The sequence below is a fragment of the Psychrobacter sp. genome (genome assembly GCF_036731945.1).
In the GTDB taxonomy this organism is placed as follows: Bacteria; Pseudomonadota; Gammaproteobacteria; order Pseudomonadales; family Moraxellaceae; genus Psychrobacter.
Genome location: NZ_DAINDI010000009.1, coordinates 5,903 through 22,006, shown reverse-complemented (window position 1 = coordinate 22,006; position 16,104 = coordinate 5,903). Strand labels below are relative to the sequence as shown.

9 protein-coding genes are annotated in these 16,104 nt (G+C 44.8%); 1 reads left to right on the top strand and 8 read right to left on the bottom strand.

Annotated features, from left to right (window positions below; all coding sequences use genetic code 11):
- From V7D75_RS03065 to V7D75_RS03045, 5 genes are all read right to left on the bottom strand, one after another.
- The coding region (locus tag V7D75_RS03065; protein WP_333613364.1) for an AMIN domain-containing protein at positions 1-1,626 on the bottom strand (1,626 nt) is incomplete at its 3' end.
- Positions 1,627-1,653: 27 nt separating this feature from the next.
- Positions 1,654-2,187, bottom strand: a complete 534-nt coding sequence (locus tag V7D75_RS03060; RefSeq protein ID WP_333613363.1) for a pilus assembly protein PilP — start codon at positions 2,185-2,187, stop codon at positions 1,654-1,656.
- A complete protein-coding gene (locus V7D75_RS03055) occupies positions 2,187-2,918 on the bottom strand; it encodes a type 4a pilus biogenesis protein PilO (protein WP_333613362.1) in 732 nt (243 codons plus the stop codon). The genes V7D75_RS03060 and V7D75_RS03055 overlap by 1 nt, the downstream gene beginning before the upstream one ends.
- Positions 2,915-3,568 (bottom strand): PilN domain-containing protein, encoded by a 654-nt coding sequence (locus tag V7D75_RS03050; protein WP_333613361.1) that lies wholly within the window; start codon positions 3,566-3,568, stop codon positions 2,915-2,917. Before V7D75_RS03050 ends, V7D75_RS03055 begins: the two co-directional genes overlap by 4 nt.
- A complete protein-coding gene (locus V7D75_RS03045) occupies positions 3,568-4,623 on the bottom strand; it encodes a pilus assembly protein PilM (protein WP_333613360.1) in 1,056 nt (351 codons plus the stop codon). The genes V7D75_RS03050 and V7D75_RS03045 overlap by 1 nt, the downstream gene beginning before the upstream one ends.
- 193 nt (positions 4,624-4,816) lie before the next feature.
- Here V7D75_RS03045 and V7D75_RS03040 point away from each other — a divergent pair, with 193 nt between their 5' ends.
- On the top strand, positions 4,817-7,486 hold the full coding sequence (locus V7D75_RS03040; protein WP_333613359.1) for a penicillin-binding protein 1A: 2,670 nt from the start codon (positions 4,817-4,819) through the stop codon (positions 7,484-7,486).
- A 133-nt stretch (positions 7,487-7,619) separates the two neighbouring features.
- Here V7D75_RS03040 and V7D75_RS03035 read toward each other — a convergent pair whose 3' ends face one another.
- The 3 genes from V7D75_RS03035 to rpoB all read right to left on the bottom strand — a co-directional run.
- Positions 7,620-8,159 carry a DUF6586 family protein gene (locus V7D75_RS03035; RefSeq protein ID WP_333613358.1) on the bottom strand — a complete coding sequence of 180 codons (540 nt, stop codon included), beginning with the start codon at positions 8,157-8,159 and terminating at the stop codon, positions 7,620-7,622.
- A 276-nt stretch (positions 8,160-8,435) separates the two neighbouring features.
- Positions 8,436-12,656, bottom strand: a complete 4,221-nt coding sequence (gene rpoC, locus V7D75_RS03030) for a DNA-directed RNA polymerase subunit beta' (RefSeq protein WP_102077692.1) — start codon at positions 12,654-12,656, stop codon at positions 8,436-8,438.
- A 167-nt stretch (positions 12,657-12,823) separates the two neighbouring features.
- A partial coding sequence (rpoB, locus tag V7D75_RS03025; protein WP_333613357.1) for a DNA-directed RNA polymerase subunit beta occupies positions 12,824-16,104 on the bottom strand: 3,281 nt, incomplete at its 5' end.

The window sequence follows — 16,104 nt, the reverse complement described above, 5'->3', positions numbered from 1 at the left end:
ACCAATCTCTTTACTAAAGCTATCGGTTGCGCTAACGATACGCGCTTCAATCATTACTTGACGGACTGGAATATCAATTTTACCAATCAGCTTATGAATATTTTCAATGCTTTCAGCAACGTCTTTGATAATCAAGGTATTGGTGCGCTCATCAACCGTTACCGTACCACGGTTAGACAACAAGGTATTGTTATCGACAGAGTTTGCGTTGCCAGTACCGCTACCACCCGTTGAACCACTACCTTGAGATATCAGCGTCAATACATCTGCTGCCTTAGCATAGCTTAAGCGAATGTATTCCGTGCGTAATGGTGCATAAGACTCAACCGCTTGCTGCGCTTCAAGCTCACGAGCTTCTTGTTCTGCAAGCTCAGTCGAAGGTGCGACCAAAATCACATTACCGTTTTCACGTTTGCCAAGATTCTTACTTTTTAGAATGATATCTAACGCTTGATCCCAAGGAACATTAATCAAGCGCAAAGTGATGTTGCCCGCCACCGAGTCACTCGCCACAATATTCATTTCTGTAAACTGGGCCAAGATATCTAACACACTACGGATTTCGACGTCTTGAAACTCCATCGATAATGCTTCGCCGGTATAGACTTTTTCTTCTAATGTCGGCTCGCGTAGTAGCTCAGGCTTTCTGATATTGATGTTTAATTGATTGCCTGATTGGTAAGCTTGATATTCAAAATCTTCTTTGACATTAATAGTGATCACACCATTTTGCCCTTGATTCTTGGTATCAATACTATCAACCAGACCGCTATTCACATTCAAGCGGCGCAGCAAGTTTCTCGGTACCGTGCTACCCGTTAAACGCACCACCAACTTATTACCTTGGCGTTGAACGTCTACTGGAATAGCTTCATTGGCGAGCGCAATGCTAACGTTACCGCCGCCGTCATTGCCTTTGGTGAAATTGACCGCCGTTAAACCATCATAACTATATTGCTTACTTACTTGTGAGGCGGCAAGCTGTGGGCTTAATAAAGGATTGACGCGCACTACCATAGTGTCAGCAGGTGCCTGTGTTGCAACTGCTTGATTTTTTACTACTCTGGTTTTAATTGGCGCAACGGCAACGCTACTGCTCTCAACGATTGGCGTCACTACCGCAGTAGTGGTGATAGCCGCGTTGCCATTTAATACGTCTTGGACTGGGTCATTGGTAACTACTTGATTAACCACCGGACGACTAGGGTCGCTGATGGTTAGCAGCAAATTATTGCCCTCAATAGCGGTAGTATAATTGCCCGCTTGTTTGAGACCGACGATCAGACGCGTAGTATTGTCACTATTTAGAGTGGTGACATCGTTGATCATACCAACATTATATTCACTAAAACGGCTGGCAAGCCCATTTTGCACTTGCTCAAAGTCCAATACCAAACGGCTTGGATTATCAAGCTGATAGGCAGCAGGTAATACTGGCTTACCGGCAAACCCTAAGCGCATTTGGGTAACCGCTGGCGCTGTTTGTACCACAGAGACGTTATTGATACGCTGCTCAGCATGAGCACTGCTACTTATTGCTACCATACTCATTGCCAATACAGAGATGGCAAAACTAGAAGATACGCGGTCGCTCATCGTCATTACCTTGTTGTTGCGTACTGTCATTATATATTCCTCAAAAAATCTGCCGACTTAGCTTATAGGGGAGACCAGCGACTGGGGTTTTTCGACAAACCCAGCGCGGCTGTCTGGCACAATTTCAATCAAGTTAATCTGGGTCGGCGTGATTTCAACAATACGGCCGTCATTTAAGCCAAGATAATTACCGACTCTTACGCTCGCAACCGAACCGTCAGGACGCTGTACTAAAGCATATTGCTGACCTTCAGGGGAAATAACGACGCCGCGAAAGACGAGTTGCGATAGCTCATATTGTTCAAGTGGTTCTTTCACTCGGGTTATATCAGGGCGCACACCATCGATAGAGGTCGTAGGGCCTTGGACATTCACTAAGCTTGGCGGCAAAAATGGGCTGCGTTGCGTACTGGCACTATAAACAAAATCTTCTACCAGCTCAGCTTTGGGCGGCGGCTCAATCGGCTGTGCTGGCTGATTACGAATATCAGTCATCGCCTGCTCTGCCATGCCAATACGGTCAGTACAACCGGTCATTGACAAAACAGTCGCGCTTAAAATCAGCAGCATGGGCAGTTTTTGGATACGCATTAGTTGCCTCCTGCAGCATCAGTAGCAGCAGCATCTGGTGCAGTGGTTTCTTCACCTTCAGGAGCGGCTTCTTTTGAGCGATAGGTTTTGGTTTGTAGCACAAGATTGAGCTCAGGCAATACATCTAGAGTTGGCTGTGGATTACTGACTTCAAAATCATGCATGGTAATAATACGCGGCAAGGCAGCAAGACCACTGATAAAGCTACCAAACTGATGGTATTCTCCTAAGGCAGCGATACGAATAGGCTGCTCAATAAAAAACTCATTTTCAATCTCAGGCTCTACTGAAATATCTTGAAAACGAATATTACTACCAACGCCCGTCATATTGATACCTTCGACCAGCTCTGATACGCGGGTGTCTTTTGGGAGTTGATCGAGTAAAGTATTAAACTCAGTTTCCATTTGAATCACTTGCGCTTGATAGGCTTTTAAATGACGTGCACGCGATTCTTTTTCGCGGTAGCTATCAAGTAAAGTTTGCTGCTGACTTTCAGCCGCATTAATTTCATCAATTTTACTGCTGATTGGCAGCGCCCAAGATAGTGCTGCAATCAAAGCAATAATAAATCCAATTACGGTGACTTTGACAGGAAGCGGCCAGCTGCCGTAGTTTTCGCTGTCTAATGATTCGAAACTGCGGCGAAACTCATTTAAGTCAAACTGCTTTTTTGTACTTAGCGCCTCTTTCTTGGTTTTAACCAAGCTCTTTTTTCGAATCAGTTTCATAACTCACCTCCAGACGCAGCGTTAGCCTCAATCTCTTCAGCTGTTTCTGACTGTACTTTAGTCGTGACAACAAACTGAACATAGCTGTCTTCAGGATAAACCGGGCGCGACTGCTCTCCAGTAGTTACCGTATTTTCTAAGGCGGGCGCGGCTTGATAAGCGCTGATATTCTGCTGAATATTGCTTACCGCTGAATTGCCCATCCATTTACTGCTATCTAGATTACGAATCAAGCTAGAGACGATATTTGGATTGTCAGCAAGGCCTGTTAACGTCAGTACATCGCCTTCGCGTTTTAAATTGGTTAAATACAGAGCAGGCGGTATTGCTTTGGCAAGATCATCCCATATACGGACTGGAACCGGACGTCGTCCTTGTAAATCTTGGATAACCTGCATCCGTGAGATGATGTCTTCACGGCGCTGCTCTAAGCTATCAATCTCGACCAAGGCTTTGTCTAAGCGCGCGTTTTCTTGCTCAATCAGCGCATTGGCATCCAATTGCTCATCGAGTTCATTGTTAAAATAGCTCCATGAGGCGAATGCCGCTAATAGAGTTAACAAAGTTACTGCGGCAACCAAAGTGATAAACTCTTTATTGCGGCGTTCGCGCTCTTCTTGCCGCCAGGGCAATAAGTTAATACGAGCCATTAGTCGAAGCTCCTTAACGCAAGACCGCACGCGGCCATTAAGCTTGGTGCATCAATCGCCAGTTGCTCATTGTCAATGTGCGGAGCGATGGTCATGTTGATGAACGGATTTGCGATAGTGACAGGGACACCCAATCGTTGCTGCGCCATACCGGCAAGCCCTGCAATAGAGCTGCTACCACCCGCTAGCACGACATGATCAATACTGCTGTACTGGCTAGATGAGAAGTAAAACTGTAATGAGCGCGTAATTTGCTGGATGGTATTTTCGATAAACGGTGTCAAAACCTCAGGATAGTAATCATCAGGTAAAGTGCGTTCACGTTTGCTAATGGTTGCTTCTTCAGCAGATAGTCCATAACGGTTTTGAATCGCATCAGTGAGCTGAGCACCACCAAATAATTGTTCACGACTATATATAAACTCACCATTTTTAGCAATATATAATGTGGTTTGATTATGACCGATATCGACTAAAGCGACCAAGTCTGGTACATTTGGCAAGTTATCTGCCATTAATCCAAAAGCACGCTCAATGGCATGCGATTCGATATCCATCACTTTGGTTTGCAAACCGCCAAAAGTGAGCGCATCGACTCTCTGGTCGACGTTTTCTGAGCGTGACGCCGCTAGGAGCACTTGCACCATATTGTCATTAATGAGTGAAGGCCCCAATACCTCAAAGTCCAAATTCACATCTTCTAATGGATAAGGAATATATTGATCAGCATCCAAACGAATTTGTGCTTCACGCTCGACATCGTTAAGCACCATATCCATATCAATAATTTTGGTAATGACGGCGGAACCTGATACAGCGGTTGCCGCACTACTGCCCGCAGCTTGACAACGCCGTGCTAAGCTTGCAATCGTATTACCCACTGCTTCGGTGTCTGCAATGAGTTTGTCGACAACTACGCCTTCCGGCAATCTTTCTATGCCGTAAGATTTTAAATGAAAAATACCTTGTTGGCGCTGGATGTCAACCAACTTTACTGACGTGGCGCAAATATCTACACCAATCAGATGCCGACTTTTAGAAGTAAATAGCCTCACAAACTCTATACCTTATATTAAGTGTACATTCTGATAGTTATTTGTAATAATTCAGTACAATACTTTACTTAACAGATAGATTCAAGCATTTAAATTACCTATTAAGGCACAATTACACATTTATTATTACTTGCCTATTTTGTTCAAGGTATAATCTCCTACCTGTTGCAAATTTTAATTGATAAGTCTGATTATGACCAAAAAAAATGCTACCGCTCGTCTCATTCACTTTTTGGTGGGGCTTTTCATTGCTTGCTTAGCGTTAGCGCTCATTTTAGCGCTTGCTGTACCGATTGGTTTTTATGGTATGGCGATGTATTTAGCGCCAACCTTGCCCAGTACCCAAGAGATTAAAACCGCCAATCTTGAGATGCCATTACAGATTTATAGTAGTGACGATAAGCTAATTGGTCAGTATGGCAATCGTCTATCGTTGCCAGTTACGTTTGACGAAATTCCTGAAGGCTTAACCCATGCCTTTTTAGCGGCAGAAGATGCAACATTTTTTCAGCATAGCGGTATCAGTATTAAAGGACTTGGTCGCGCCGTGACCGAAGTGGTAACCGACGATGAAAGCCAAACCGGCGGCTCTACCATCACTATGCAGGTCGCTAAAAACTATTTCTTAAGCCCTGAACGTACATTAAATCGTAAATTAACAGAGCTGTTTTTAGCCCGTAAAATAGAAGATGAACTCAGTAAAAACGACATTCTTACCTTATATGTCAATAAAATCTATCTAGGCGAAGGCGCTTATGGTATCCGCGCTGCTGCCAAAAAATACTATAGTAAATCACTTGAGAACCTGACGGTGGCCGAGATGGCTATGCTTGCAGGTTTGCCGAAAGCTCCTTCTAAATACAATCCTGTCGCCAATCCTAGTCGTGCGCTCACCCGCCGCAACTGGATTATTGGCCGTATGCATGAGCTTGGTTATATCACTAAGGCTCAGCACGACGAAGCGATCAACGCCCCTATCGGTATCAACCTTTATCAAGAAAAGCTTGATATGAACATGCCGTATTTGGCAGAGATGACACGTTCTGCCTTGGTCGAGCGCTATGGCGAACAAGTCATGAATGGCGGTTGGCGCGTGCGTTTGACCGTTGATAGTGAAGCGCAAAAAGCGGCAGAAAAAGCAATATTGACGGGGCTTGTGGCCTACGAGCATCGTCATGGCTGGCGCGGACCAGAAGCAAACGGTGAACCGCTGGAAAAATTCCGTCGTTATAGCAATATGTCGCCGGCGAAAGTCACTCAGGTTAACTCGCGCAGTTTTGAAGCCATGCTGCAGTCCGGTGAAAGCGTCACCGTCAATTGGTCTGGCATGAGCTGGGCACGTAAATATATTTCTGCCGACCGTATTGGCTATTTTCCGAGTAATGCCAGCCAGATTGTTAGTAAAAATGACATCGTGCGCTTGATACCAGCCGCTAATGGCAGTTGGCAATTGAGTCAAATACCAGAAGTACAAGGCAGTTTGGTTTCCTTAAACCCTGAAACAGGCGCGGTACGAGCCTTGGTTGGCGGTTTTGATTTCAATCACAGTAAATTTAACCGCGCCCTGCAAGGCTGGCGCCAGCCCGGCTCAACGATTAAACCACTGGTTTATACCGCGGCCCTAGAAAAAGGCTACCGCCCAGATAGTATTGTTTCAGACCGCCCGATTCAAGTAGGCGACTGGAAACCTAAAAACTCTGACCAACGTTTTTTAGGCGATATTACCTTGCGCCGTGGACTTTATTTATCACGTAACTTAGTGTCTATTCGCTTGCTACAAGCCATTGGTATCTCCGATGCACGTAATTTATTAGATGAGTTTGGACTGGATAAAGAAAAGCTGCCTACCACTTTGTCGTTAGCATTGGGCACAGGTCAAGCTACCCCATTACAAATGGCGACGGCTTATGCCACCTTTGCCAATGGCGGTCATCGTATTCAGCCTTATTTTATCGACCAAATTTATAATTATAATAATAAGCTGCTGTTTCAAGCCAACCCGCAACAAGCATGCGCGCTATGTTTTAATGAACAGCTCGACGACCTCAACAAAAAACTTATCGAAGATTATGAAGCAAAAGTAGAAGAAGAAAATAAGGCGTCAAAAGAATCAGAGAACGATATTAAAGCTGAAAATAGTGCAGATTCTGATGCTACAGAAGACAGTCCAGTAAAAGATAGCAAAGCACTTAATGTAGAGGTTTATGATGCAAGTCCAGATTCGGATCGCCTAAAAGCGCCAGTTTTGCAGTATGTACGTGCTGAGCAAGCGCCGCGTATTTTGAAACCGCGAGTGGCTTTTGAGATGGCCGATATTCTACGCGACGTTATCCAGCGCGGTACGGCTGTGAGGGCAAAAGCGTTGGGACGCGATGACATTGGTGGCAAAACCGGAACGACGAATGAAGCAAAAGATGCATGGTTTGCAGGGTTCCATCCTACCAATGCTACTGTCGTTTGGATGGGCTTTGATCAGCCATCAACGCTTGGACGCCGTGAATATGGTGGCGTGGCAGCGCTGCCTGTTTGGATGGACTTTATGAAAGCCCAGTTAAAGAACACCCCTCATCAATGGGTGGCTATCAATAACCGTGCCAAATCTAAAAAGCAGAAGCAGACTATCATAGAAATGATGGACGAAGGCGCAGCTGAGCTTGAAGATGAAGATACCAACGATGGCAAATCAGCAAAGCCAGTCAAAACCACCACCCAACAACGTAAGCCACCTGCCCCTGAGCCAGTTGAAGAGCAGATTCAAAATCGACCCACTCCTGAAAAACCAAGTCGTACTGATAACGGTAATCCTCAAAACAAACCTTTATCAGCCACGCCGGTTGAGCGCATGCCGCCGATGCCCGAATAAATAAGGGGCAGTTTTAGTTTAGATGTAAAGAAAAGGTCTGGCACAATTTCACTGTGCCAGACCTTTTTTATTAACACTTATTTATAAAAATAAAGCCTATTACTTAAACAGAGTATAAAAGCCTGGAGGTTATTTAAAACTCAACCATACCGGCGCGCAGTTGTTCAATCAGCTCTAATAATTGCTGACGCCATTCGCGTACGGTCGCCTCATCTGGCAGCCACTGATTTGATAACGTCACAACATTAACAATCAGATCGGGTGCTGCTGTGCCGCGACCTGCCCTGTCATTTATTACCTTATCATCTATTACATTCTCAGGTAACACTGGATATAAACAACGCTGATAGGCACGCTCTATATCAGCCAAAAAACCTTGCTGTAAAAGTTGCTCTAAGCGCTGTACTTCAGGAGATACTTGCGTGCGGGCGCCTAGTGCTTCTTCAATGTCTGTTAAGGTTGGCGCGGACATCGTTAAACCATAAAAATTTCCAAGCTCTTGTATAAAAGCAAGATAGGCGCCATATAAATGAAAAATAGCGGTTTCACAGTGCGCTTGGTATAGTTGTTTATCGCTCGTATTAGCAGCTGCTTGACAGGCCAAACGACAAAAATATAATTTTTGATTGGTGCGATCAGCTTGGTATTTAGCAACGCGAGTCTTACCTGCCATGCGCTTATCCTTATGTGTTTATAAATTAATTGAATGAAGTGAATAGTTTCATTGGCTACCGTCATTGAAAATGTCATATCATTTTATAACGCGCTCAAAATCTATTAATAGTAATTTAAAAAGCCTCTGTATGGCAATGTACGTTTTGCTTAAGTTATTATAAAAAAATGATGGTATACAAAAATAATTTATAGGCTCTATTTTCTTTAGGCAATAAAAAAGCCAGCAACTGAGGCTGGCTTTTTTATTGAGAAAAATAACTAAAGGTTATCTAGATTAATGATTACCTTGGTTAAGCTCTTGAGCAAAGGCTTCATCAAAGCTTGCAAAGTCTGTACTATCGGTACTAGCAGACATATCAAACGCTGCATTCAAATCATTATCTTGCAGTTTTTGCTCTGCTTTTTCTTTGCGGGCTTTATGATAAGCAAGACCAGTACCAGCAGGAATCAAGCGACCAACCACCACGTTCTCTTTTAGACCGCGTAGCTCATCGACTTTACCTGTCACAGCTGCTGCCGTTAGGACACGGGTTGTCTCCTGGAACGATGCCGCTGAGATAAAGCTTTCTGTTGCCAAGCTTGCTTTGGTAATACCAAGCAATTGACGCTCATACTTAACTGGGAATTTATCTTCCGCTTCCAGTTTCGCATTCAACGCTTTGACGTCAGCGTACTCAACCTGATCGCCTTTAAAGTAGCTTGAATCACCACCATCCGTGACTTCAACTTTACGCAGCATCTGACGAATGATAACTTCGATGTGCTTGTCGTTGATTTTCACGCCCTGTAAGCGATAAACATCCTGAACTTCGTTTACGATATAATCAGCAAGTGCAGTTTGTCCTTTTAGACGTAAGATATCGTGCGGGTTTTGTGGACCATCAGCGATAATCTCACCACGAGCAACTGTCTCGTTTTCAAAGACGTTGATCTGACGCCATTTCGGGATTAGCTCTTCATGGACTTCACCATCTTCATTTGTAATAATGAAGCGATTTTTACCTTTGGTTTCTTTACCGAAGCTGACGACACCCGTCATTTCTGCCATGATGGCATGATCTTTCGGACGACGCGCTTCAAATAAGTCAGCAACGCGTGGTAGACCACCGGTAATATCTTTGGTTCCTGAAGACGCTTGTGGTACACGGCCCAAAATAGAACCTGCAGCAACTTTCTCACCATCGCTGACACGAATAATCGTTTCAGCTGGTAAGAAGTAAACCACTTCTTTACCTTCGTCCGTGTTCAAGATAATCGCCGGACGTAAGTCTTTGGCTGAACTTGAACGGTCACGAGTCGCTAGGATTTCAAACGAGCTCATACCAGTGGCATCATCAACTTTAACCGTTGCTGTCGAACCATCTACGATATCACTAAAGCGTGCAGTACCCGCAAATTCTGTAATGATTGGATGCGTGTGCGGATCCCATTTAGCGATGGTTTGACCGCCTTCGACCTGCTCTTCGTTTTTCACAAGAACGCTTGAACCATAAGGTACTTTATAGCGCTCACGCTCACGGCCAAGCTCATCGGTCAATGCCAATTCTGCTGAACGCGATACGATAACCAAGTGGCCATCGGTATGTTGTACTGTTTTCATGTTCTCAAAGTGCACTTGACCCGCATTACGTGCCGAGATGCTATTGTCTACAGAAGCAGAACTTGCGGCCCCACCAACGTGGAACGTACGCATGGTTAACTGAGTACCAGGTTCACCGATAGACTGCGCTGCCATAACACCGACTGACTCGCCGATATTGACTTTATGACCACGAGCAAGGTCACGACCGTAACACTGTGAACAAACGCCATGCTCAATATCACACGTGATGACCGAACGTACCCAGATATCATCAATCGCGTTGTTATCAAGCACATTTACCCAATACTCATCGATCAAGGTACCTGCTGGAATCAAGACTTTTGACGCATCATCGTTGTAAGTAACATCACGCGCGGTCACACGACCAAGGACTAGCTCACCGAGTTTCTCGATGATTTCGCCACCTTGAATGTGCGGCTTCATGAGCAAGCCTTCCTCAGTACCACAATCTTCGCTAGTGATAACCAAATCTTGCGCTACGTCGACTAGACGACGCGTCAAGTAACCTGAGTTAGCGGTTTTTAGAGCGGTATCGGCAAGTCCTTTACGTGCACCGTGCGTTGAAATAAAGTACTGCAGTACGGTCAAACCTTCGCGGAAGTTGGCTTTAATCGGCGTCTCAATAATTGAGCCATCCGGTTTTGCCATCAAACCACGCATACCTGCTAACTGACGAATCTGAGCGGCACTACCACGAGCACCAGAATCCGACATGATAAAGATAGAGTTAAACGATTTCTGCTCGTCTTCTTCACCTTTGGCATTGATGACTTTATCGGTCGCCAAGTTATCCATCATCGCTTTAGCGACTTTATCATTGGTACGCGACCAGATATCGACCACTTTATTATAACGCTCACCCGCGGTCACAAAACCTTGCTCGAATTGATCTTCAATTTCGCGAACTTCTGCTTCAGCGGTTTCAATGATTTGTTTTTTCAGCGGTGGAATGACCATGTCATCGATACCGATAGACACGCCAGATAAGGTTGCTTGTGCAAAACCAAGATACATCAATTGGTCAGCGAACATAACACTTTCTTTCACGCCAACTTTACGGTAGCAAGAGTTGATCAACTTAGAGATATTTTTCTTAGTCATCTCTTGGTTACACTCATCAAACGTCATACCTTTAGGCATGATATTCCAGATAAGTAGACGGCCAGCAACGGTATCTTGCATCTTGACTTCTTTGGTCTCATTACCTTCGTCGTCGACATGAGTTTCCGTCACACGCACTTTAATCTTAGCGTTAACATGCAAATCGTTTGAGCCAATCGCACGCAATGCTTCATTAACGGTGGCAAAGATCATGCCCTCGCCTTTGGCGTTGATTGATGAACGGCTGATGTAATACAAGCCCAATACAACGTCCTGTGACGGTACGATGATTGGATCACCGTTGGCAGGCGACAAGATATTGTTGGTCGACATCATCAAGGCACGTGATTCGAGCTGTGCTTCTAGGGTCAATGGCACGTGTACCGCCATTTGGTCACCGTCAAAGTCAGCGTTGAACGCAGTACAAACGAGAGGATGCAGCTGAATCGCTTTACCTTCAATCAATACTGGCTCAAATGCTTGTAGACCCAAACGGTGAAGCGTCGGCGCACGGTTTAGTAGTACTGGATGCTCACGGATAACCATGGCCAGCATATCCCACACTTGTGGCTCTTCACGCTCTACCATCTTTTTAGCGGCTTTAATCGTTGTCGCTAAACCATGAGACAATAGTTTGTTATAAGTAAATGGCTTGAATAGCTCAAGTGCCATTTTCTTTGGTAGACCACACTGATGTAAACGCAGCGTTGGACCTACAACGATGACCGAACGACCAGAGTAGTCAACACGCTTACCAAGTAAGTTCTGACGGAAACGACCTTGTTTACCTTTGATCATATCAGCCAAAGATTTCAATGGACGCTTATTACTACCGGTGATCGCACGACCGCGGCGACCGTTATCAAGCAAGGCATCGACTGATTCTTGCAACATACGTTTTTCGTTACGTACGATGATATCAGGGGCGCTTAGCTCTAATAGACGCTTTAGACGGTTGTTACGGTTGATCACGCGGCGATATAAATCGTTTAAATCTGATGTCGCAAAACGCCCACCTTCTAGCGGTACTAGCGGGCGCAAATCTGGTGGTAGTACTGGTAAGATGTTCATTACCATCCACTCAGGCTTGTTATTAGAATCACGGAATGCTTCTAATAATTTAAGACGCTTAGACATCTTTTTAAGTTTAGTCTCAGAACCGGTTTGCGGGATGGCTTCGCGCAGCTCATCAATCTCGATATCTAAATCGATGTCTTTTAATAAATCTTGAACGGCTTCGGCACCCATTTTGGCCGTGAACTCATCGCCAAATTCTTCAAGCGCTTTATAATAATCTTCATCATCAAGCAGCTGATACTTCTCTAAAGAAGTCAGACCAGGCTCGGTGACGATATAGCTTTCAAAATATAGGACGCGTTCGATATCACGAAGCGTCATATCTAGCAAAAGACCAATGCGGCTTGGTAATGATTTTAAGAACCAAATATGCGCAACAGGGCTGGCTAGGTCAATATGACCCATGCGGTCGCGACGTACTTTAGCGGTCGTGACTTCAACGCCACATTTTTCACAGATAACGCCTTGGAACTTACGGCGCTTGTATTTTCCGCATAAACATTCAAAGTCTTTTACTGGGCCAAAGATTTTGGCACAGAACAGACCATCACGCTCAGGCTTAAACGTACGATAGTTAATCGTTTCTGGTTTTTTAACTTCACCATGTGACCATGATTTGATCACATCAGGTGAGGCCAACGTAATTTGAATACTGTCAAATTCATGGTTACCGTTGCCGGTAGGGCTTTGCATGATATCGAGTAAATCTTTCAAGTTGCTTCTCCGTTATCTTTATAATCATCTGACAGCGTACTATAAGCGCGGCTAAGATGAATGAAGGCAATGAATAGGGTTGAGACAAATCACTAAAAGCAGCAGCAATAAAGCAGACTGCCTTTAGTGGACAACTAAGTTAAACAGCAATTTTGCCTGCGTTGGTTTTAGTTGCTTTGTTTTAACTCAATATTAATACCCAGTGATTTGATTTCTTTGGTCAATACGTTAAATGATTCAGGCATACCTGGATCCATATATTGTTCACCATCGACGATGTTTTTGTACATACGTGTACGGCCTTCAACGTCATCCGACTTCACCGTTAGCATCTCTTGCAAGGTATAAGTCGCGCCATAGGCTTCTAGTGCCCAAACTTCCATCTCACCGAAGCGCTGACCACCGAACTGCGCTTTACCACCAAGTGGCTGCTGCGTCACAAGCGAGTAAGAACCGGTAGAACGCGCATGCATCTTGTCATCAACCAAATGGTTAAGTTTGAGCATATACATATAGCCAACGGTTACTTTACGGTCAAACTTCTGACCCGTACGACCATCATACAAGGTCTGCTGACCATCACGATCCATTCCCGCAAGCTCAAGCAATTCTTTGACTTGATACTCATGAGCACCATCAAATACTGCGGTACCCATTGGTACACCGTCACGTAAGTTGTCCGCCAGCGCCATGATATCATCATCACTTAAGCTATCAAGATCAACGCTCTCACCGCCTACTTTGTTATAGATTTTATCTAAGAAATCACGCAAATCTTTAATCGCGGCTTGGGCTTTGAGCATACCGTCAATCTTTTCGCCGAGACCTTTCGCTGCCATACCCAAGTGAGTCTCTAATACCTGACCGATGTTCATACGCGATGGTACACCTAGCGGATTCAAGACGATGTCAACGGTATTACCATGTTCATCATAAGGCATGTCTTCAACCGGCATAATGCGCGATACCACACCTTTGTTACCATGACGACCGGCCATTTTATCACCAGGCTGGATACGGCGTTTAACGGCTAGATATACTTTAACGATTTTTTGTACGCCATGTTGCAAGTCATCACCAGCGGTCAATTTGCGTTTTTTCTCGGCAAATTTAACGTCAATGTCTTTTTGCTTATCGACTAAGTAATCAGCGATTTGGGTCAGACGCTCAGAGATTTCCTCTTCAACTGGCTGGATATCAAGCAAGGTTTCAAGGCTCATCTCTTTCATGTCAGCCAATGCCATGACTGTACCGGCTTTTAGACCAGAACCGCCACTGACTTTTTGACCGTCAAGCAAGCTTGCGATACGGCCACGAGCCGCTTCTTCAAAGATGCGTAGCTCTTCTTTTAAATCTTTACGGTAGCTATCAAGCTGTGATTTTTCAATCGCTTTGGCACGCGCATCTTTTTCAACGCCATCACGGGTAAAGACTTGTACGTCAATGACCGTACCTTTGCTTGATGTTGGAACACGCAATGAGGTGTCCTTCACATCAGCTGCTTTTTCACCAAAGATCGCTCTGAGCAGTTTTTCTTCTGGGGTCAGTTGCGTCTCACCTTTTGGCGTGACTTTACCAACTAAGATATCACCAGCATCAACTTCAGCACCGATATAAACGATACCTGCTTCATCAAGGCTTGATAATGCCGCTTCACCAACGTTTGGAATATCGGCAGTAATCTCTTCAGTACCAAGCTTAGTATCACGTGCTACACAAGTTAATTCTTGGATATGAATGGTCGTGAAACGATCTTCTTTAACCACTTTTTCAGATAACAAAATCGAATCTTCGAAGTTGTAACCATTCCAAGGCATAAAGGCAATACGAATGTTCTGACCTAACGCCAATTCACCAAGATCCGTTGATGGACCATCAGCTAAGATATCACCAAAGGCAATTTCATCACCTTGGTTAACGATAATACGTTGGTTAATACAAGTGTTTTGGTTTGAGCGCGTGTATTTGATCAAGTTATAAATATCAATACCCGCTTCACCAGCGACCATTTCATCTTCATTGACACGCACGACGATACGCGACGCATCAACGTCTTCGATCACACCACCACGCTTCGCGATCACACAAACACCAGAGTCACGAGCAACGTGACGCTCCATGCCAGTACCAACTAACGGCTTATCAGCACGTAACGTAGGAACAGCCTGACGTTGCATGTTCGAGCCCATAAGTGCTCGGTTAGCATCATCATGCTCTAGGAACGGAATCAAACCGGCGGCAACCGATACCACCTGACTTGGCGATACATCCATATGCGTCACTTTTTCTGGCGGCATACGCACAAATTCACCATAGCTACGCACACTGACCATTTCATCAGATAGCGCGCCTTCGGCCGTTACTGGCGAATCCGCCTGAGCAATGACCGTACCAACTTCTTCAATCGCTGACAAGTATTCAATTTGATCCGTTACTTTACCGTCAACCACACGGCGATATGGCGTTTCTAAAAAACCAAAGCTGTTGGTTTTAGCAAAAGTCGCTAATGAGTTAATCAAGCCAATGTTTGGACCTTCAGGTGTTTCAATCGGACAGACACGGCCATAATGGGTATCGTGAACGTCACGTACTTCAAAGCCTGCACGCTCACGGGTTAAACCGCCTGGTCCTAACGCTGATACACGACGTTTATGCGTCACTTCCGACAATGGATTGTTCTGATCCATAAACTGTGACAACTGACTTGAACCAAAGAACTCTTTCACTGCTGCCGCTACAGGCTTCGAGTTAATCAAATCTTGTGGTGACAAGTTATCAGATTCCGCTGATGATAAGCGCTCTTTAACCGCACGCTCAACGCGCACTAGACCGACACGGAACTGGTTTTCAGCCATCTCACCAACCGAACGAATACGGCGGTTACCTAAATGGTCAATATCATCGACTTCGCCGCGACCATTACGAATTTCAATCAATTCTTTTAGGACATTGACAATATCATCATTGGTCAAAACACTACGCGCGCGCTGTACATCAGCATCGTCAGTGTCTTCAAACTCTAAACCCAAACGACGGTTAAACTTCATGCGGCCGACGTTTGATAGGTCATAACGGTCAGCGTTAAAGAACATGCTCTCAAACAGTTTTTCAGCAGTCTCAACCGTTGGTGGCTCACCTGGGCGCATAACTTTATAAATCTCAATCAAAGCTTCTTCACGGCTTGAGGTGCTATCGGCACGTAGCGTATCGGCAATATAACTGCCTTGATCGATATCGTTGGTAAATAAAATACTGAATTCTTTGATAGAATCACTGGCTTCATACGAACTTAACTTAACCAATAATTCATGATCAATAAGCGTATTGGCACGCGCAATCACTTCATCATTGACAACGATGTCTTCGGCCAAAATGCGCTCATATAAATACTCATCAGGAATCGCAATTTTGGTCATACCCGCTTCTTCAAGCTGACGGATACGGCGGG